16 protein-coding genes, 1 pseudogene and 1 riboswitch are annotated in these 18,036 nt (G+C 64.9%); of the genes and pseudogenes, 4 read left to right on the top strand and 13 right to left on the bottom strand.

Annotated elements, in window-relative coordinates; genetic code table 11:
• Nucleotides 1-119: 119 nt before the first annotated feature.
• Both HDG37_RS24090 and HDG37_RS24085 read left to right on the top strand, forming a co-directional pair.
• A complete protein-coding gene (locus HDG37_RS24090; protein WP_184051879.1) occupies nucleotides 120-893 on the top strand; it encodes a DUF969 domain-containing protein in 774 nt (257 codons plus the stop codon).
• Nucleotides 890-1,846, top strand: a complete 957-nt coding sequence (locus HDG37_RS24085) for a DUF979 domain-containing protein (protein ID WP_184051877.1) — start codon at nucleotides 890-892, stop codon at nucleotides 1,844-1,846. The genes HDG37_RS24090 and HDG37_RS24085 overlap by 4 nt, the downstream gene beginning before the upstream one ends.
• A 71-nt stretch (nucleotides 1,847-1,917) precedes the next feature.
• Here HDG37_RS24085 and HDG37_RS24080 read toward each other — a convergent pair whose 3' ends face one another.
• A complete protein-coding gene (locus HDG37_RS24080; RefSeq protein WP_184051875.1) occupies nucleotides 1,918-2,076 on the bottom strand; it encodes a hypothetical protein in 159 nt (52 codons plus the stop codon).
• 614 nt (nucleotides 2,077-2,690) lie between these two features.
• Here HDG37_RS24080 and HDG37_RS24075 point away from each other — a divergent pair.
• Nucleotides 2,691-3,638 (top strand): annotated as a pseudogene (locus HDG37_RS24075) (methyl-accepting chemotaxis protein); the annotation flags it as partial.
• A gap of 36 nt (nucleotides 3,639-3,674) precedes the next feature.
• Here the strand turns inward: HDG37_RS24075 and HDG37_RS24070 are convergent.
• The 12 genes from HDG37_RS24070 to HDG37_RS24015 all read right to left on the bottom strand — a co-directional run bounded on the left by HDG37_RS24070 (nucleotide 3,675) and on the right by HDG37_RS24015 (nucleotide 16,919).
• On the bottom strand, nucleotides 3,675-4,925 hold the full coding sequence (locus tag HDG37_RS24070) for a TraB/GumN family protein (RefSeq protein ID WP_184051922.1): 1,251 nt from the start codon (nucleotides 4,923-4,925) through the stop codon (nucleotides 3,675-3,677).
• Nucleotides 4,918-5,937 carry a peptide ABC transporter ATP-binding protein gene (locus HDG37_RS24065; RefSeq protein WP_184051871.1) on the bottom strand — a complete coding sequence of 340 codons (1,020 nt, stop codon included), beginning with the start codon at nucleotides 5,935-5,937 and terminating at the stop codon, nucleotides 4,918-4,920. The genes HDG37_RS24070 and HDG37_RS24065 overlap by 8 nt, the downstream gene beginning before the upstream one ends.
• Nucleotides 5,934-6,938 carry an ABC transporter ATP-binding protein gene (locus HDG37_RS24060; RefSeq protein WP_184051869.1) on the bottom strand — a complete coding sequence of 335 codons (1,005 nt, stop codon included), beginning with the start codon at nucleotides 6,936-6,938 and terminating at the stop codon, nucleotides 5,934-5,936. Before HDG37_RS24060 ends, HDG37_RS24065 begins: the two co-directional genes overlap by 4 nt.
• Before the next feature lie 2 nt (nucleotides 6,939-6,940).
• The gene (locus HDG37_RS24055) at nucleotides 6,941-7,858 is read right to left on the bottom strand and encodes an ABC transporter permease subunit (RefSeq protein ID WP_090802566.1); all 918 of its coding nucleotides are present in this window, start codon (nucleotides 7,856-7,858) and stop codon (nucleotides 6,941-6,943) included.
• Nucleotides 7,859-7,864: 6 nt separating this feature from the next.
• The gene (locus HDG37_RS24050; protein WP_090802564.1) at nucleotides 7,865-8,875 is read right to left on the bottom strand and encodes an ABC transporter permease subunit; all 1,011 of its coding nucleotides are present in this window, start codon (nucleotides 8,873-8,875) and stop codon (nucleotides 7,865-7,867) included.
• A gap of 155 nt (nucleotides 8,876-9,030) precedes the next feature.
• Nucleotides 9,031-10,662, bottom strand: a complete 1,632-nt coding sequence (locus tag HDG37_RS24045; protein WP_184051867.1) for an ABC transporter substrate-binding protein — start codon at nucleotides 10,660-10,662, stop codon at nucleotides 9,031-9,033.
• A gap of 205 nt (nucleotides 10,663-10,867) precedes the next feature.
• Nucleotides 10,868-12,526 (bottom strand): ABC transporter substrate-binding protein, encoded by a 1,659-nt coding sequence (locus HDG37_RS24040; protein ID WP_260334967.1) that lies wholly within the window; start codon nucleotides 12,524-12,526, stop codon nucleotides 10,868-10,870.
• A 158-nt stretch (nucleotides 12,527-12,684) separates the two neighbouring features.
• The gene (gene metF, locus HDG37_RS24035) at nucleotides 12,685-13,515 is read right to left on the bottom strand and encodes a methylenetetrahydrofolate reductase [NAD(P)H] (RefSeq protein ID WP_184051918.1); all 831 of its coding nucleotides are present in this window, start codon (nucleotides 13,513-13,515) and stop codon (nucleotides 12,685-12,687) included.
• An 11-nt stretch (nucleotides 13,516-13,526) separates the two neighbouring features.
• The gene (locus HDG37_RS24030; RefSeq protein WP_090805530.1) at nucleotides 13,527-13,880 is read right to left on the bottom strand and encodes a phage holin family protein; all 354 of its coding nucleotides are present in this window, start codon (nucleotides 13,878-13,880) and stop codon (nucleotides 13,527-13,529) included.
• 173 nt (nucleotides 13,881-14,053) lie between these two features.
• Nucleotides 14,054-15,472 (bottom strand): adenosylhomocysteinase, encoded by a 1,419-nt coding sequence (ahcY, locus tag HDG37_RS24025; RefSeq protein ID WP_184051865.1) that lies wholly within the window; start codon nucleotides 15,470-15,472, stop codon nucleotides 14,054-14,056.
• Between the two features lie 33 nt (nucleotides 15,473-15,505).
• Nucleotides 15,506-15,640, bottom strand: a riboswitch (S-adenosyl-L-homocysteine riboswitch).
• Nucleotides 15,641-15,705: 65 nt separating this feature from the next.
• Nucleotides 15,706-16,431: an LrgB family protein gene (locus HDG37_RS24020; RefSeq protein ID WP_184051863.1), complete on the bottom strand. Its 726-nt coding sequence runs from the start codon at nucleotides 16,429-16,431 to the stop codon at nucleotides 15,706-15,708.
• Nucleotides 16,428-16,919, bottom strand: a complete 492-nt coding sequence (locus HDG37_RS24015) for a CidA/LrgA family protein (protein ID WP_184051861.1) — start codon at nucleotides 16,917-16,919, stop codon at nucleotides 16,428-16,430. The genes HDG37_RS24020 and HDG37_RS24015 overlap by 4 nt, the downstream gene beginning before the upstream one ends.
• A 112-nt stretch (nucleotides 16,920-17,031) precedes the next feature.
• Here HDG37_RS24015 and HDG37_RS24010 point away from each other — a divergent pair, with 112 nt between their 5' ends.
• Entirely contained in the window at nucleotides 17,032-18,000 is a 969-nt protein-coding gene (locus tag HDG37_RS24010; RefSeq protein ID WP_090802554.1) for a LysR family transcriptional regulator, read from the top strand.
• Nucleotides 18,001-18,036: the final 36 nt, after the last annotated feature.

The following is an 18,036-nucleotide window of genomic DNA, read 5'->3' as shown; positions in this document are numbered from 1 at the left end:
GTAAAGAGAGTTCGACGCGGCCGCAGAGCCGCGGCAGCAAGCCGGCGCATGAAGCCGCACGCGCCGGTTCATAACGGCCGCTACCCGCGGCGAAATTGAATGACCTCCTGGAGATCCTGATGCAGACAACTGTCAGTCTATGGCCGCTCATCGGTGTGGCCGTCATCATCGTCGGCTTTCTGTTGCGCTTCAATCCGATGCTGATCGTGGCCGTCGCGGCGATCGTCACCGGTTTCGCCGCGCAATTCCCGCCGGAAAAAATCCTCGCGCTGATCGGCACCGGCTTCATCAAGACGCGCAACATCCCGCTGATCATCCTGCTGCCGCTCGCGGTGATCGGCCTGCTCGAACGGCATGGCCTGCGCGAACGCGCGCAGGCGTGGATCAGCAGCATCAAGGCGGCGACCGCCGGACGTCTGTTGATCGTCTATCTGCTCGTGCGCGAGCTGACCGCCGCGGTCGGCTTGACCGGGCTCGGCGGCCATCCGCAGATGGTGCGTCCGCTGATCGCGCCGATGGCCGAGGGCGCGACCGAGAACCGCTTCGGCAAGATCAGCGACGCGGTGCGCTTCCGGCTGCGCGCGTTCTCGGCCGCAACCGACAACGTCGGCCTCTTTTTCGGCGAGGACATCTTCGTCGCGTTCGGCGCGATCGTGCTGATGACGACTTTCCTGAAGGAAGCGGGCATCGTCGTCGAGCCGATTCACGTCGCCGTGTGGGGCATTCCGACCGCGATCAGCGCGTTCATCGTGCATGGTTTCCGGCTCTGGCTGCTCGACCGCCGGCTCGAGCGTGAATTGCGCGGCAAGGCGCCGGGCGGCACTTCGACCGCGAAGGCGACCGCCGCATCGACGCCGTCGTCGGCCACGCGTGCTACCGGAGACGAAGCATGACCTTCACGATCACCTATCTGTTCTGGTTGCTCGGCATCGTGCTGCTGATCGTCGGCGGCATGATCGTCACGGACCGCGAGCATCCGCGCCGCCTCACCGCGGGCGGCTTCTGGATTCTTTACGCGCTGATCTTCCTGATCGGCGACCGGCTGCCGCCGGCCGTGGTCGGCGTCGCGGTGGTCGCGATGGCGCTGATCGCGGGCTTCGGCGGCGTCACCGCGGGCAAGCCGAAGACGCTGTCGCTCGAAGCACGTCAGGCGAGCGCCGCGCGACTGCGCAACAAGCTGTTCGTGCCCGCGCTGACGATTCCGGTCGTCACCGTGATCATCACGCTCGCGGCAAGCCATCTCGTGTTCGGCGGTGTGCCGTTGATCCAGAAGGCCAACGTCACGCTGATCGGCTTCGGTCTCGGTTGCGTGATCGCGCTCGCGATCGCCTGTGTGATCACGCGCGACACGGTTGGTCAGTCGATGAAGGAAGCGCGCCGCCTCGTCGATGCGCTGTCGTGGGCCGCGGTGCTGCCGCAGATGCTCGGCATGCTCGGTCTGGTGTTTTCGGACGCGGGCGTCGGCAAGGCGGTCGCGCACGTGACCACGTCGTATATCAGCCTCGAGTACCGCTTCGTCGCGGTGGCCGTGTACTGCGTCGGCATGGCGCTGTTCACGATGGTGATGGGCAACGGCTTCGCCGCGTTTCCGGTGATGACGGGCGGCGTCGGCGTGCCGATCCTCGTCGGCGTGTTCCACGGCAACCCGGCCGTGATGGTCGCGATCGGCATGTTCTCCGGCTACTGCGGCACGCTGATGACGCCGATGGCCGCGAACTTCAACATGGTGCCGGCTGCGCTGCTCGAATTACCCGACAAGAATGCGGTGATCAAGGCGCAGATTCCGACGGCGTTGACGCTGCTGGTGATCAATATCTTTCTGTTGAATTTCTTGATGTTTCTGTAGCGGCGTTTATATCGACGAGGTGCTGCCCATCTGACGCAGTACCTCGCCGCCCGAAAGCTGTTGATGTTGAATCAACGGCGGTGCATATGACGCAAATAACCAACGATCGCTAAAAGAGAAACGGCCAACATCAGCGAGACAAAAAAACTGACGCCCACGGCGATGATCGCCTTCCTGTCAGTCGCTTGCGGAATATTTCTGACGAAGCTAACAGGCACTGGATCCAGCACGAGTCGGACTCCTCCGAGAAATGCGCGAGAGGATCGCCTCCCCGGCCTCTGTCTGACAGCCCGAAAGCGCAACAAGGCCTCCAAGAGGCAACCGCGCTCCCCTTCAGAATGCTCCCCGATCTGCCGTACTCCAGTGCTGAGCCTGCATGACCCCCCTATTTCAGCGCGCAGGTCATGCATAACCAGTAAAAGGAGACAAAGTGCAGAAGCCCCACCTCACGATCAGGATTCGGATCCTGCTGATCTTCGGCAGTTGCGTCGCGCTGACCTTCCTCGCCGGCCTCGCGGGCCTCATCGGGCTGTCCCAGTTGAGCGGGGACGCGGCGTCGGCCAGCCGCACGTGGTTCACGGCGCTGATCGCGATGGCCTGGCTCAGCACGGCGATCGCGCTATACGGTGGTCTGCAGTTGCATCGGATCGTGTGCGGCGGCCTGATCCGGCAGCGCAGAAAATTCGAGGAGATCACCGAGACGCTCGACGTGTCGAGGCGCGCGGCGAGCCCGCGCATGGACGAATTCGGCCGCGGCGCCGTCGCGTTCGACGCGCTGTTGCGTCGTATCGAGGAAAGCATCGTAGTCGTGCGTGCCTCCACCGATTCGGTCAGCACCGCGACGCGCGAGATCGCGGCCGGCAATCTCGATCTGTCCGCGCGCACCGAGGAGCAGGCCGCGTCGCTCGAACAAACCGCGGCGAGCATGACGCAGCTCACGGAAACCGTGAAGCACAACGCCGACAACGCGCGTCAGGCGAATACGCTCGCCACCAACGCCGCGAGCATGGCCTCGAGCGGCAACGACGCGGTCCAGGCGATGGCCGCGACGATCGGCCGGATCAGCGGCAGCTCGAGCAAGATCTCGGAGATCACCGGCGTGATCGAGGGCATCGCGTTCCAGACCAACATCCTCGCGTTGAACGCGGCGGTCGAAGCCGCGCGCGCCGGCGAGCAGGGACGCGGCTTCGCGGTCGTCGCGAGCGAGGTGCGCAGCCTCGCGCAACGTTCGGCGGCGGCGGCGAAGGAGATCAAGGAACTGATCGGCTCGTCGGTTTCGATGATCCGCGACGGCTCGACGCAGGCCGTCGAAGTCAGCACCGTAATGGGCCACGTCACGACGGTGATTCGCCAGGTGTCGGACATCGTCGGCGAAATCGCGGCCGCGTCCGAAGAGCAGAGCCGCGGCATCGAGCAGGTCAACCAGGCCGTCAACCAGATGGACGAAGTGACCCAACAGAACGCGGCGCTCGTCGAACAGGCGGCCGCCGCGGCGCAGTCGCTCGAAGAGCAGGCGGCGAAGCTGGCCGGCGTGGTGTCGGCGTTCAAGGTCGGTAACGGTGAGCCGTCGACGGCGCGTGGCGTCACGCCGCAGATGCCGAAGAAGCGCGCGCCTGCTTCGCCGGCAACGCGCACCGCGCCGCCCTCCGCCCTGCCCGCTGCGCGCGACAATGCGCAGCCGAAATCGGCGCCGCTGCCAGCTGTCAATAGAAACGCCCCCGCCAAAACGCCGGCCGCGAAGCTCGAACCGGCGGTCTCGACGTCGTCCGACGCCGACTGGCAAACCTTCTGATCGATCCCGCCGCTACGGCCGCAGTCTCGAACCGACTCAACCCGCCTCAACCACGAAGCCGTGCTGCCGCAACAACTGCAGCACGCCCTTCGGCCCACCCAGATGCAGCGCGCCGATCGCGACGAACAGCGGCTTGTTCGGCGCGGCGAGCTGCAGCATTCTCGCGACGAAGCGGCGATTGCGCTCGTAGACGATCCGGTTGTCGATCGAATTGGAGACGCGCGGGTCGCGCGCGAGCTTCTCCGATTTAGCAGCCTGCCACGCGGCGATCGCATCGGCATCGCCGACCCGCCACAGCCGGTGCAGCGTGCGCACGTCCTCGACGTTCTGCGCGGGCGTCTGCACCAGATCCTGCGCGAGCATCTCCCGCTGCTGCGCGGCCGACAGTCCGGTGAACGCGCGCATCTGTTGCGCGAGCGTTTCGAGTCCGACGATCTTGCCGCGCGTCTTCAGATAGACGTTCTGCAATTGCGCTTCGGTGCCGTATTCCGTTTGCAGACCCGCAGACAGCGAGTCGTAGGTCTCGACCACCAGCGACGCGAGCCACGGCCGCATTTTTTTGATCGCATCGAGCGCGGCCGGGTTGCCGCGCAGCCGCAACGCGAGCTTGTGCCACAGCGGCTCGGGCAGCAGACGCGGCAGGCAGTCGTGCTTGCATACGCCGTACTTCGACACGTCGTCCTGCGACACCAGCAGCTCGTCGGGCGACAGTTCGAGCGCGAGCGTCGGCGACGCGGCGAGCGCCGCGAGGATCGGCGCGCGGAACGGCTGCCCCGCCGGATAGTCGGCGGGATCGCCGACGTGCAGCGTGCCGAGCACGTAGATCGTCGTACTGCCGCGCGTCGCGACATAGAACGGCATGCGCGCCGGTTGCAGACGCACCGGTCCGCTCGCGGTGGTGCCGGGGACCGGAGGCGGCGCAATCGACGGCGGTGGCGTGGCTGGCACCGTGACGGCAGGACGGGCCGCCTGGGCTGGCGCCTTGGCCGCCGCGCCGGCCGCGTGAGCGATGCAGGGTACGGCCGCGCCGACCGACAGCGCGCAGCCTACGCGAAATAAAGCGGACAGCGACGCGGGAAGAAATACGGAGAAAAAGGCGCGCGCGAGCGCATGAACAAACGCGCAGAGAAACGTGCGAAAAAACTTGCCGGCGAACCTTCCAGCAAATGCGCCGCAGGGCGCGGCGCCTCCCAGCGCACGCGCCCCGCGGCGCCGCACGAAGGCGGCTATCCAGCCGCCCTCACACAAGCGGCGCGCAAGACGACGCGCCGCCATCACATCAGGCATCCACGTCCCCCACCTCTTCAGCGCGGTGACAGGAGACCAGGCGGCCATCCACTTCTCGCAGCTTCGGCTCCTCGCTGCGGCAGCGGTCGATCACGTACGGGCAGCGCTGATGGAACGTGCAGCCCGACGGCGGATTCAGCGGCGACGGCATTTCGCCTTGCAGCTTGATCTTGATCGTGCGGTCGGCCTCGAAGATCGACGGGGTCGCCGACATCAGCGCGCGCGTGTACGGATGGCGCGGCTTCGAGAAGATGCGCTGCTTGTCGCCGAGTTCAGCGACGCCGCCGAAGTACATGACCATCACGTCGTCGGCGATATGCTCGACCACCGACAGGTTGTGCGAGATGAACACGTAGCTCGTCTTGAACTCGTCCTGCAGGTCCATGAACAGGTTCAGGATCTGCGCCTGGATCGAGACGTCGAGCGCCGAGACCGGTTCGTCGGCGACCACGATCTGCGGATCGAGGATCATCGCGCGCGCGATCGCCACACGCTGACGCTGGCCGCCGGAGAACATGTGCGGATAGCGCTTCGCGTGCTCGGGCCGCAGGCCGACCGTGCGCATCATCTGCGCGATGCGCTCGGCGCGCTCGGTCGCGCTCATCTGCGTGTTGATCGCGAGCGGTTCGCCGAGCGTCTGCTCGACGGTCTTGCGCGGATTGAGCGACGCAAACGGGTTCTGGAACACCATCTGCACGCGGCGCCTGAGCGCCGCGATCTTCTCGTGATTCGCGCCGGCCACGTCCTCGCCGTCGATCAGCAGGCGGCCCGCGCTCGGCGTTTCGATCATCGTCAGCTGACGCGCGAGCGTCGACTTGCCGCAGCCGGACTCGCCGACTACCGCCAGCGTCTTGCCGCGCTCGAGCGCGAACGACACGCCGTTCAGCGCCTTCACCGTGCCGTGCGCGAACATGCCGCGCTTGACCGTGTAGTAGCGCGCGAGCTGGTCGGCGACGAGCACGTGATCGCCAGTACGATCCGACTGGCGACGGGTTTCGGGTACTGCGCTCATCGGGCGCCTCCTTGCGTGTGAACGTTGGCGTCCTTCTCGAGGTTCAGCGGCTTGATGCAGCGCACGCGCGTGAGCTCGGCGTGCGCGGGCAGCGGCGCGAGCGCGGGGCGGGCCTTCATGCAGTCGTCGACCACGTACTTGCAGCGCGGCGCGAACAGACACCCCTTGGGCCGGTCGTCGCGCCCCGGCACCATGCCCGGCAGCGCCGCGAGCCGCACCGCGCCGACGTTGTGCTCGGGAATCGCAGCCAACAGCGCTTCCGTGTACGGATGATGAGGCGCGGCGAAGATGTCCGGCACCTTGTTCGTCTCGATCACCTCGCCCGCGTACATCACGGCGACGCGCTGCGCGACCTCGGACACCACGGCCAGATCGTGCGAAATCAGCACGAGCGCCATGCCGCGTTCCTTCTGCAGGCGCATCAGCAATTCCATGATCTGCGCCTGGATCGTCACGTCGAGCGCGGTGGTCGGCTCGTCGGCGATCAGCAGCTTCGGGTTGCAGGCGATCGCCATCGCGATCATCACGCGCTGGTTCATGCCGCCCGACATCTGATGCGGAAACGAGCCGATACGGTTCTTCGCGTCCGGAATGCCGACCTGATCGAGCAGTTCGAGCGCGCGTTTGTCTAGCGCGCCGCCGCGCAGGCCCTCGTGCAGCTTCAGCACTTCCTTGATCTGATAGCCGACCGTGTAGCTCGGGTTCAGGCTCGTCAGCGCGTCCTGGAACACCATCGCGATGTCCTTGCCGATGATCTTGCGGCGTTCCCTCGCGGAGGCCTTCAGCAGGTTCTTGCCGTCGAACGTGATTTCGTCGGCGGAGACCTTGCCGGGCGCGTCGATCAGGCCCATCAGCGCCATCATCGTCACGCTCTTGCCCGAGCCCGATTCGCCGACCACGCCGACCACTTCACCGGCCGCCACGTCGAGATTGATGCGGTCGACCGCCGGCAGGCCGCCGAAGTTGACCGCGAGATTGCGGATGGTCAATAGATTGCTCATGATCAGGCCATCCGTTTCAGTTTGGGGTCGAGCGCGTCACGCAGCCCGTCGCCGAGCAGGTTGATCGCAAGCACCGAGATCAGGATGGACAGGCCGGGCATCGTGACGATCCACCATGCGCTGTCGATGTAATCGCGCGCCGACGCGAGCATCGCGCCCCACTCCGCCGACGGCGGCTGCACGCCGAGGCCGAGGAAGCCGAGCGCGGCGGCATCGAGAATCGCCGACGAAAAGCCAAGGGTTGCCTGCACGATCAGCGGCGCCGTGCAGTTCGGCAGCACCTGCGAGAACATCAGCCGCAACGTGCTCGCACCCGCGACGCGTGAAGCGGTCACATACTCCTTCTGCAACTCGCCCTGGGCGGACGCGCGCGTCAGACGCACATAGCCCGGCAGCGCGACGATCGCGATCGCGAGCATCGTGTTGACGAGACCCGGACCGATGATCGCGACCACCGCGACCGCGAGCAGCAGCGACGGCAGCGCGAGCAGCACGTCCATGATGCGCATGATCGGCGTGTCGGCCCATTTCTCGAAGAACGCGGCGACGAGGCCGAGCACGACGCCCGGAATCAGCGCGAGGACCACCGAGACGAAACCGATCCAGAACGACAGCCGCGCGCCGTACATCAGACGCGAAAGGATGTCGCGGCCCGCTTCGTCGGTGCCGAGAATGAACTTCCAGTTGCCGCCGTCGAGCCACGCCGGCGGGATCTTCACGGAGTCGCGGTATTGCTCGATCGGGCTGTGCGGCGCGATCAGCGGCGCGAAGATCGCGATGAAGACCAGCACCAGCACGATGATGCCCGCGCCGACCGCACCGCGGTTGCGCGAGAAGTTCGCCCAGAATTCGCGTGCCGCGATGCCGCGGCCGCTCGGCGGGGTAACCGCTTGGGGGACGGTGTTTTGGATATCAGCCATCGTGATTTACCTCGTATGGCGAATGCGCGGGTTGAGCACGCCGTACAGCAGATCGACGACGAGGTTCACGACGATCACCAGCGTGGCGATCAACAGGATACCGCCCTGCACGACCGGATAATCGCGCCGGCCGATCGCGTCGATCAGCCACTTGCCGATGCCCGGCCATGAAAACAGCGTTTCGGTCAGCACCGCGCCCGCAAGCAGTGTGCCGACCTGCAGGCCGATCACGGTGACGACCGGAATCAGCGCATTGCGCAGCGCATGCACGACGATCACGCGTCCCGGCGACAGCCCCTTCGCGCGCGCGGTGCGGATGTAGTCCTCGCGCAGCACTTCGAGCATCGACGAGCGCGTCATGCGCGCGACGACCGCGAGCGGAATCGTGCCGAGCACGATCGCCGGCAGGATCAGGTGACTGAGCGCGGATTTGAACGCGCCTTCGTCGGTGGACATCAGCGAGTCGATGAGCATGAAGCCGGTCACGTGCGGAATGTCGTATTCGACCGCGATGCGGCCCGACACCGGCGTCAAGCCGAGCTTGACCGAGAACACCATGATGAGGATCAAGCCCCACCAGAAGATCGGCATCGAGTAGCCGGTCAGGGCGGTGCCCATCACGCCGTGATCGACCACCGTGCCGCGCCTCAGCGCCGCGAACACGCCCGCCGGCAGGCCGACGATCAGCGCGAACAGCATCGCGCAGAACGATAGTTCGACGGTGGCGGGAAAGCGCGCGAGGAATTCGCCCATCACGCTCGTGTTGGTGATGATCGAAGTGCCGAGGTCGCCGTGCACGGCGCGCACGATGTAGTGGAAGTACTGCATTGGCAAGGGCTCGTCGAGCCCGAGGCGGTGCATCGCGGCCGCATGCATGGCCGGATCGACGCCGCGCTCGCCCATCATCACTTCGATGGGGTCGCCCGGGATCAGGTGAATCAGCGCGAACGCGAGGATCGTGATGCCGATGAACGTCGGTATCACCATGCCGATGCGGCGCAAAACGAAGCGGAACATGGTTCGCTCCCATGGTACTGGTGATGAAAAAACGCAACCGGCGACGAGGGCTCGTGACCCCGGTCGCCGGACCATTTCGACCAGTTTTCTAACCGTGCGAAAAGTGTACTGTGTTGCGACGTACTGTATTGCGGCCTACTGCGCGAACTTTACGATTACTTGACGCTGACGCCGTCGAAGCGCGCGTAGCCGAGCGGTTCGATGCGCATGTCGACCACCTTCTTGCTGACCGGCTGATAGACGGTCGAGTGCGCGATCGGCGAGAACGGCAGTTGCTGCGCGAAAATACGCTGCGCGTCGCCGTAGATCTTCGTGCGCGTCGCCACATCCGAAGTCGTGCGGCCCTTCTGGATCAGATCGTCGAACGGCTTGTAGCACCACTTCGAGAAGTTGTTGCCGTTGATCGCCTCGCAGCCGAGCAGCGTGCCGAGCCAGTTGTCCGGATCGCCGTTGTCGCCGGTCCAGCCGATCAGCATCGTGTCGTCTTCGCCCGCGTGCGCGCGCTTGATGTACTCACCCCATTCGTACGTGACGATCTTCGCCTTCACGCCGATCTTCGCCCAGTCCGCCTGGATCATTTCCGCCATCAGTCGCGCGTTCGGGTTGTACGCGCGCTGCACCGGCATCGCCCACAGCGTAAGGTCGAAGCCGTTCGGGTAGCCCGCCTTCGCGAGCAGATCCTTCGCCTTGGCCGGATCGTACGAGGCGGCCGGCAGATTCTTGACGAACGACCATTGCGTCGGCGGCATCGGGTTCGTCGCGAGCTGGCCCGCGCCCTGGTAGACCGATTCGATGATCGCCTTCTTGTTGATCGCCATGTCGAGCGCCTGGCGCACTTCGAGCTTGTCGACCGGCTTGTGCGTCACGTTGTACGCGAGATAGCCGAGGTTGAAGCCCGGTTGCGACGGCATGTCGATATTCGGCTCGGCCTTCAGCGGCGCGATGTCGGCCGGGCGCGGATAGCTCATCACCTGGCATTCGTCGCGCTTGATCTTCTGCACGCGCACGCCGGCATCCGGCGTGATCGAGAAGATCAGCTTCGAGATCTTCACCGCGCCCGGCTTCCAGTAGTCGGGATTGCCGTCGAAGCGGATCGTCGCGTCCTTCGTGTAGCTGCGGAAGATGAACGGACCGGTGCCCACCGGGTACTGATTGATGTCGGCGGCCTTGCCTGCCTTGAGCAGCTGATCCGCATATTCAGCCGACAGGATCGACGCGTATTCCATCGCCAGATTCTGGATGAACGGCGCGTTGACTTCCTTCAGCGTGAACTTGACCGTGTACGGGTCGACTTTCTCGACGCTCGTGATCAGCTTGTCGAGGCCCATGTCGGTGAAGTACGGGAACTGCACCGGATACGCCTTGCGGAACGGCTGGTTCGGGTCGAGCATGCGCTGGAACGAGAAGACCACGTCGTCCGCGTTGAATTCGCGCGTCGGCTTGAAGAACGAGGTGGTCTGGAACTTCACGCCATGACGCAGATGGAACGTGTAGGTCTTGCCATCGGGCGACACGTCCCACTTCTCCGCGAGGCCAGGCTCGACCTTGGTGCCGCCGCGTTCGAACTCGACGAGGCGGTTATAGACGGTGAACGTGTTGGCCGTGAAGTCGACGCCCGTCGTGTATTGGGCCGGATCGAAACCCGCGGGACTGCCTTCCGAGCAGTAAACGAGGGTTTTGTTCGGGATCCCAGCGGCCTGCGCGCTCGTGACGCCAAGCAGGGATGCCGCTGCGGCAGCGACGAGCGTGGATATACGCGCGACGCGCAACAGATTGTTTTGCTTCATGTTTCCTCCAGGTTCGGGGCCGGCTTGCGCCAGCGTAGCGGGATATTACTTGAGCTTGGGCCGGCTACCAAGCGGAGCAAAATCCCTCTGTTGACGACAGGAAACACTTCGTGCAAACGTTTTGCCACGGTTGTGTCACGGGCCGGGCGGGCCCCTTCGAGCCGCCCGGCGACGAATGCGGCGCAAAAAAGCGCGCCGCGCCCGCTTATTTCACCCCAACCCCCAGGAATTGCGTCGGCCCGAACGGATCGATCTTGAAGCCTGTCACGTTCTTGCTGATCGGCTGATAGACGGTCGAATGCGCGATCGGCGTGAACGGCACCTGGTCCTTGAAGATCTCCTGCGCCTGGGTATAGGCCTTGGTGCGATCGGCCATGTTGGTGGTGCTGCGGCCCTGCTTGATCAGATCGTCGTAAGGCTTGTAGCACCACTTCGAGAAGTTGCTGCCGTTGACCGCGTCGCAACCGAGCAACACGCCGAGCCAGTTGTCAGGGTCGCCGTAGTCCCCCGTCCAGCCGATCAGCATCGCCTGATGCTCGCCGGCGTGCGCGCGGCGAATGTACTCGCCCCATTCGTACGTGACGATATTCACCTTGACGCCGATCTTCGCCCAGTCCGCCTGCAGCATTTCGGCCATCAGGCGTGCATTCGGGTTATACGGGCGCTGTACCGGCATCGCCCACAGCGTCAGCTCGAAGCCGTCGGGGTAGCCCGCCTGCTTCAGCAGCGCTTTCGCTTTGTCGACGTCGTAGGGCGCGTCCTTCAGGTTCTTGTCGTAACCCCATTGCGTCGGCGGCATCGGGTTCGTCGCGAGCTGGCCCGCGCCCTGGTAGACCGCTTCGATGATCGCCTTCTTGTTGACCGACATGTCGAGCGCGCGGCGCACGAGCACGTTGTCGAGCGGCTTTTTGGTCGTGTTGTACGCGATATAGCCGAGGTTGAAGCCCACTTCGCTTGGCATCGCGAGCGACGCATCGGCCTTCACGGTGGGGATGTCGGCCGGGCGCGGATAGGACATCACCTGGCATTCGCCGCGCTTCAACTTTTGCAGGCGCACGGCCGGATCGACCGTGATCGCGAAGATCAGCTTGCCGAGCTTCGCGACGCCCGGCTTCCAGTAGTCGGGATTGCCGTCGAAGCGGATCGTGTCGTCCTTCGTATAGCTGCGGAAGATGAACGGACCGGTGCCGACCGGGTACTGGTTGATGTCGGACGCCTTGCCCGCCTTGAGCAACTGATCCGTGTATTCAGCCGACAGGATCGACGCGAACGGCATCGCGATCTGCTGCAGGAACGGCGCGTCGACTTCCTTCAGCGTGAAGCGCACCGTGTACGGATCGACCTCCTCGATTTTGGCGATGTTCTTCGCGAGACCGAGGTCGTTGAAATACGGGAAATTGACCGGATACGCCTTGCGGAACGGGTTCTCGAGATCGAGCATGCGTTCGTAGGTGAACACGACGTCGTCCGCGTTGAATTCGCGGGTCGGCTTGAAGTACGACGTGGTCTGGAATTTGACGCCGTGGCGCAGATGGAACGTATAGGTGAGGCCGTCGGGCGACACGTCCCACTTTTCGGCGAGTCCTGGCTCGATGTCCGTGCTGCCGTGCGCAAATTCGACGAGCCGGTTATAGACCGTGTACGAGCCGGCGCTGAATTCGACGCTGGTCGTGTATTGCGCGGTATCGAAGCCCGCCGGGCTGCCTTCGGAGCAGAACACCAGCGTCTTGTCGGGCAGCGTGGCCGCCTGCGACGCGGCGGGCGCGAGGCCGCTCGTGGCGACCGCGAGCGCGGCGAGAGCCGGCAGGCAGAACTGGTGAAGCGCGAACAGCCGGTGTGTCGCAGTCTTTCTTGTCACTGTCATATCGTCCTCCGCACAGCAGCCGGGTTAGCTGCGTTTCGATGATAGACAGCCCAAAAATGAGCTTCAACAGGGACTTACCACGCTATTTGGGACAAATTTGCGACCCATGCCAGACTGGCGGGGACCGCGCGGCCGTTGCGGCCGCGCGGGCATCGCAATTACACCGCGAGCCGTTCGCAGATCGCCTTGGTCGACGTGGCCGCGTTCAGCGTATAGAAGTGCAGACCGGGCACCTTCGCATCGACGAGCCGTTGACACAGAGCCGTCACCACGTCGAGCCCGAACGCGCGGATCGACTCGCGGTCGTCGCCGAAGCTCTCCAGCCGGCGCGCGATCCAGCGCGGCACTTCGGCGCCGCACATTTCGGAGAAGCGCATCAGCTGCGAAAAGTTCGTGATCGGCATGATGCCGGGCACGATCGGCACGTCGACGCCGAGCTGGCGCGCATCGTCGACGAAACGGAAGTACGCGTCCGCGTTGAAGAAGTACTGCGTGATCGCCGAGTTCGCGCCGGCTTTCACCTTGCGCGCGAAGTTTTCGAGATCGTGACGCGGCGAGCGCGACTGCGGATGGTATTCCGGATAACCCGCCACCTCGATCCAGAACCAGTCGCCGAACTCGGCACGGATGAAGCTGACGAGCTCCGACGCATAGCGCAGCTCGCCGACCGCGCCCATGCCCGAGGGCAGATCGCCGCGCAGCGCGACGATATGGCGGATGCCGTGCGAGCGGTACTCGTTGAGGATCGCGCGCAGGCTGTCCTTCGACGAGCCGATGCACGACAGATGCGGCGCCGCCTCGAGCCCTTCCTTCGCCATGTCGACGACGGTATCGAGCGTGCCTTGCTGGGTCGAGCCGCCGGCGCCGAACGTGACGGACACGAACTTCGGTTTGAGCGGCACGAGTTCCGCGCGCGTCGCGCGCAGTTTGTCGATGCCTTCCTGCGTTTTCGGCGGGAAGAATTCGAATGAGAGTTCGATCGGATTCATAGTCAAAAAGGTCAACCGAGACTGCGGTTGCCGAAAATGAGCGCGGACAGTAGCCACGACACGATGCTGTACAGGATCGAGCCGAAGAACGCCGACCAGAAACCCGACACCTCGAAGCCCTTCAGCAGCGACGCGCACAGCCAGAAGCACAGCGCATTGACGACCAGAATGAAGAGTCCGAGCGTGAGGATCGTGACGGGCAGCGTCAGCAGGATCAGCAGCGGCCGCAGCAGCGTATTGATGAGGCCGAGCACGATCGCGACGATCAGCGCGGTACCGAAACTACGGATATGGATCGACGGAACGATGTAGGTGATGATCAGCAGCGCGAGCGCGTTGATGAGCCAGGTCAGCAGCACGGTCATGTAGAACTCCTTGTAAGCACCTGTGCGGAGAAGATGTCCAGCAAACGAAAAGCCGCGCTGGCGAACAAAGCGGCGCATTGCGCGCCGCCCCGGGATCGGACCGTCAAGCTTTTACCGCCGCCCGCGTGGCCGGGCGCGCGAACGCGCGCATCGAGCCGCGGACGGCCGCGTGCTTAATAGCGGTAGTGGTTCGGCTTGAACGGACCGTTCCTGTCGACGCCGATGTAGCCGGCCTGCGCGTCGGACAGCACGGTCAGGTTCGCGCCGATGCGCGCCAGATGCAGACGCGCGACCTTCTCGTCGAGATGCTTCGGCAGCACGTACACCTTGTTTTCGTACTTCGCGCCCTGCGTGAACAGTTCGATCTGCGCGAGCGTCTGGTTCGTGAACGAGTTCGACATCACGAACGACGGGTGGCCCGTCGCGCAGCCGAGGTTCACGAGGCGGCCTTCGGCCAGCAGGATCACGCGCTTGCCGTCCGGGAAAATGATGTGGTCGACTTGCGGCTTGATGTTTTCCCACTGGTACTGACGGGTCGACGCGACGTCGATTTCCGAGTCGAAGTGGCCGATGTTGCAGACGATCGCGTTATGACGCATCGCCTTCATGTGATCGTGGTTGATCACGTGGTAGTTGCCGGTCGCGGTCACGAAGATGTCGGCCTTGTCGGCCGCGTATTCCATCGTCACGACGCGGTAGCCTTCCATCGCCGCTTGCAGCGCGCAGATCGGATCGATTTCGGTGACCCACACGGTCGCGCCCAGACCGCGCAGCGATTGCGCGCAGCCCTTGCCGACGTCGCCGTAACCGGCCACGACCGCGATCTTGCCCGCGATCATCACGTCGGTCGCGCGCTTGATGCCGTCGACGAGCGACTCGCGGCAGCCATACAGGTTGTCGAACTTCGACTTCGTGACCGAGTCGTTGACATTGATGGCCGGGAACGGCAGGCGGCCTTCCTTTTCCATCTGGTACAGACGGTGCACGCCGGTGGTGGTTTCTTCGGTGACGCCCTTGATTGCCGCGAGGCGCTTCGAGTACCACGTCGGGTCGATCTCGAGGTGCGCGGCGATCGACTTGTACAGCGCGACTTCTTCTTCGTTGGTCGGCCTGGCGATCACCGAGCGGTCTTTTTCGGCCTTCGAACCGAGGATCAGAAGCAGCGTCGCGTCGCCGCCGTCGTCGAGGATCATGTTGGCGAACTCGCCGTTCGGCCATTCGAAAATGCGGTGCGAGAACTCCCAGTATTCATCGAGCGATTCGCCCTTGAACGCGAACACCGGCGTGCCGGCCTGCGCGATCGCGGCGGCGGCATGGTCCTGAGTCGAGAAGATGTTGCACGAGGCCCAGCGTACGTCCGCGCCGAGCGCGGTCAGCGTCTCGATCAGCACGCCGGTCTGGATCGTCATGTGCAGCGAACCGGCGACGCGCGCGCCCTTCAGCGGCTGCTGCGCCTTGTACTCATCACGGGTTTGCATGAGGCCGGGCATTTCGGTCTCGGCGATCGTGAGTTCCTTGCGGCCCCAAGCGGCGAGCGACATGTCGGCGACAACGTAATCCAGCTTCTGGGAATCGATGACTGCGGCGTTCATCACGCCCTCCTTTCTAAGAAATTGACTAGAAATGTGACGTGAGCGCGGTTTGAGGCAGCGTTCGGATTCGCGCGATGCGCATTCCATGCTGCCAATTGAAGCCTTCGAGCCTGGCGGGCGGCCGGCGAATGCGGATTCGCGGTACCCGTCGCAACGCTCCTCGAAGACGAACGGCGATTGTAGCAAATCGAGGTGACTTCGGCGCGCGCCGGATGGTGCGGCAGCGCGCTGGTTCAGATCGGCAGCAGCCCCAGCATCGGCGCGAGCAGCACCATGGCGACACCGGCGATCATCATCGTCAGGCTGGACACTACGCCCTCCTCGCTGCCGAGCTCGCGTGCCTTCGCGGTGCCGACGCCGTGCGCGGCCGCACCGAACAGCGCGCCGCGCGCGAGCCGCGTGCGCAGCGGCACGAACGCGAGCACGATTTCGCCGAACAGCATGCCGCAGACGCCGGTCGCGATCACGAACAGCGCGGTCAGGTCCTTCGGCGCGTGAATCCTGTCGGACACCGCGAGCGCGAATGGCGTCGACACCGAACGCGTCATCAGGCTGCGCTGCAAGTCCGGCGACAGGTGCAGCAGCTTCGCGAGCATCAGCGAGCCGCCGACGCCGACCAGAATGCCCACCGTCACGCCGACGGACAGCGAGATCCAGTGGCGCTTCAACAGTGCGCGGTACTCGTAGATCGGCACGGCGAACGCGACCGTCGCGGGGCCGAGCAGCCACATCAGCCAGCGCGTGTCCTCGAAGTAAAGCGAATACGGAATGTGCGCGAATACGACGAGCGCGACGAGCGCGGCCGGCACCGTCAGCATCGGCGTGAGCCACGGCGAGCGCACGCGCGCATACAGCGCCGTCGACGCGAAGTACAGCGCGATCGTCAGTACGAGGCAGCCGGCCGCGATCAGGCGCGAGGCGTCGTCGGCCAACAGCGAAGCAAACGGGAGCGGGTTCATCGGCGCTCGCGCGACAGACTGCCTGCCTTACGCGCAACCTGCACGCGGCGCAGCGCGAAACGCCGTTCGACGCGCGCGGCCTGATCGACAGCGAACGCCACCGCGACCATCACCATCAGGGTGCCGGCGATCACCACCAGCGCGAGGCGCCAGCCGTCCGCGCGGAACAGGCCGCCGTATTGCACGGCGGCGACCGCCGCCGGAATGAAGAACAGCAGCATGTCGGACAGCAGCCAGTCCGCACCGGCCTTGACCCAGCGCGGCGCGATACCGCCACAGAACAGCAGCGCGAGCAGTACGGCGAGGCCGACCACGCCGCCCGGCACCGGCAGATGCAGCCGCCGCACGATGAAATCGGCGCCAATCCACAGCGCCGCGATCGCGGCGCTTTGCACGGCGATGCGTGCGACACGGCCGAAGCCACCCGCGTCCCCACTCGAGCCGCCACCGGCGGGACGCACGGAACGGGCGAAAACTGGCGCGGACATGACATCCCCTGGCTGGCGTGGAAGGTACTTAGTATGGGGCCCGCCGCGCCATAAACAAAATGACTTACAATCATCGAAATCATTCCAAACTGGAATTCTGGAGACCACGCTCATGGAACTCCGCGCGCTGCGCTATTTCGTCGAAGTGGTCCGTCAGCAAAGCTTCACCGTCGCCGCTGAGCAGATGTTCGTCACGCAGCCGACCATCAGCAAGATGGTCAAGTCGCTGGAAGACGAAATCGGCTCGCCGCTGCTGCTGCGCGACGGCCGCCAGATGGTTCTCACCGACGTGGGCCGGATCGTCTATCAGCGCGGCCAGGACGTGCTCGCCGCGCACGCACAACTGCAGGCCGAGCTGAACGATCTCGACACGCTCGGGCGCGGTGAACTGGCAATCGGCATTCCGCCGATGGGCGGTGCGCTCTTCACCCCCGCAATCGCCGCGTTCCGCCAGCGCTATCCGAAGATCGAGCTGAAGCTGTTCGAGCAGGGCTCGCGCGCGATCGAAGCCGCGCTGATCAACGGTGAGCTGGAACTTGGCGGTGTGCTGCAGCCGGTCGACCCCGACAACATCGACGTGCTGCCGATGTCGCGCGAGCTGTTGTGGCTCGTCGCGCGCGCCGGCTCGCGCTGGGATGCGTTGAACGAGGTGCCGCTCGCCCAACTCGCCGATGAGCCGTTCGTGTTTTACGGCGAAAGCCTCGCGCTGAACGACGTCGTGTTGAACGCATGTCGCGCGGCGGGATTTGCGCCCGCGATCGTCGGACGCAGCGCGCATTGGGACTTCATGGCGGCGCTGGTGCTGGCTGGCGTCGGCATCGCGCTGCTGCCCGCGCCCTATTGCCGGCGGCTCGATCCCGCGCAGTTCACCTGCCGCCCGGTCGTCGAACCGGAGATCCCTTGGGAGATGGCGATCGGCTGGCGCCGCAACGGCTATCTGTCGCACGCGGCGCGCGCGTGGCTCGACGTCGCGCGCGAAACGCTGCCGACACACGCCAGCGACGATTTCATACTCGGACCGGGGATCGGCTTTAACGGAATCACAGCGCCGCAAGGAGCTCTGCCACCCTCGGGCGAGTGACGGGCGGCGGCCGGCCGCCGGCCGCGTTACGCCGCT

The sequence above is a fragment of the Paraburkholderia sp. MM5384-R2 genome (assembly GCF_014201025.1).
Classification (GTDB): Bacteria; Pseudomonadota; Gammaproteobacteria; order Burkholderiales; family Burkholderiaceae; genus Paraburkholderia; species Paraburkholderia tuberum.
This window is presented reverse-complemented; position numbering and strand designations above follow the sequence as displayed.

What these genes read in the sequence shown, in the direction of transcription:
- HDG37_RS24030 (WP_090805530.1), bottom strand. Translation starts at nt 13,880, where the DNA reads ATGACCGTGCTGCTGACCTGGCTCATCAACGCGCTCGCGCTGCTGATC.
- HDG37_RS24085 (WP_184051877.1), top strand. Translation starts at nt 890, where the DNA reads ATGACCTTCACGATCACCTATCTGTTCTGGTTGCTCGGCATCGTGCTG.
- HDG37_RS24040 (WP_260334967.1), bottom strand. Translation starts at nt 12,526, where the DNA reads ATGACAGTGACAAGAAAGACTGCGACACACCGGCTGTTCGCGCTTCAC.
- HDG37_RS24050 (WP_090802564.1), bottom strand. Translation starts at nt 8,875, where the DNA reads ATGTTCCGCTTCGTTTTGCGCCGCATCGGCATGGTGATACCGACGTTC.
- HDG37_RS24070 (WP_184051922.1), bottom strand. Translation starts at nt 4,925, where the DNA reads ATGCCTGATGTGATGGCGGCGCGTCGTCTTGCGCGCCGCTTGTGTGAG.
- HDG37_RS24045 (WP_184051867.1), bottom strand. Translation starts at nt 10,662, where the DNA reads ATGAAGCAAAACAATCTGTTGCGCGTCGCGCGTATATCCACGCTCGTC.
- ahcY (WP_184051865.1), bottom strand. Translation starts at nt 15,472, where the DNA reads ATGAACGCCGCAGTCATCGATTCCCAGAAGCTGGATTACGTTGTCGCC.
- metF (WP_184051918.1), bottom strand. Translation starts at nt 13,515, where the DNA reads ATGAATCCGATCGAACTCTCATTCGAATTCTTCCCGCCGAAAACGCAG.
- HDG37_RS24010 (WP_090802554.1), top strand. Translation starts at nt 17,032, where the DNA reads ATGGAACTCCGCGCGCTGCGCTATTTCGTCGAAGTGGTCCGTCAGCAA.
- HDG37_RS24020 (WP_184051863.1), bottom strand. Translation starts at nt 16,431, where the DNA reads ATGAACCCGCTCCCGTTTGCTTCGCTGTTGGCCGACGACGCCTCGCGC.
- HDG37_RS24090 (WP_184051879.1), top strand. Translation starts at nt 120, where the DNA reads ATGCAGACAACTGTCAGTCTATGGCCGCTCATCGGTGTGGCCGTCATC.
- HDG37_RS24060 (WP_184051869.1), bottom strand. Translation starts at nt 6,938, where the DNA reads ATGAGCAATCTATTGACCATCCGCAATCTCGCGGTCAACTTCGGCGGC.
- HDG37_RS24065 (WP_184051871.1), bottom strand. Translation starts at nt 5,937, where the DNA reads ATGAGCGCAGTACCCGAAACCCGTCGCCAGTCGGATCGTACTGGCGAT.
- HDG37_RS24015 (WP_184051861.1), bottom strand. Translation starts at nt 16,919, where the DNA reads ATGTCCGCGCCAGTTTTCGCCCGTTCCGTGCGTCCCGCCGGTGGCGGC.
- HDG37_RS24055 (WP_090802566.1), bottom strand. Translation starts at nt 7,858, where the DNA reads ATGGCTGATATCCAAAACACCGTCCCCCAAGCGGTTACCCCGCCGAGC.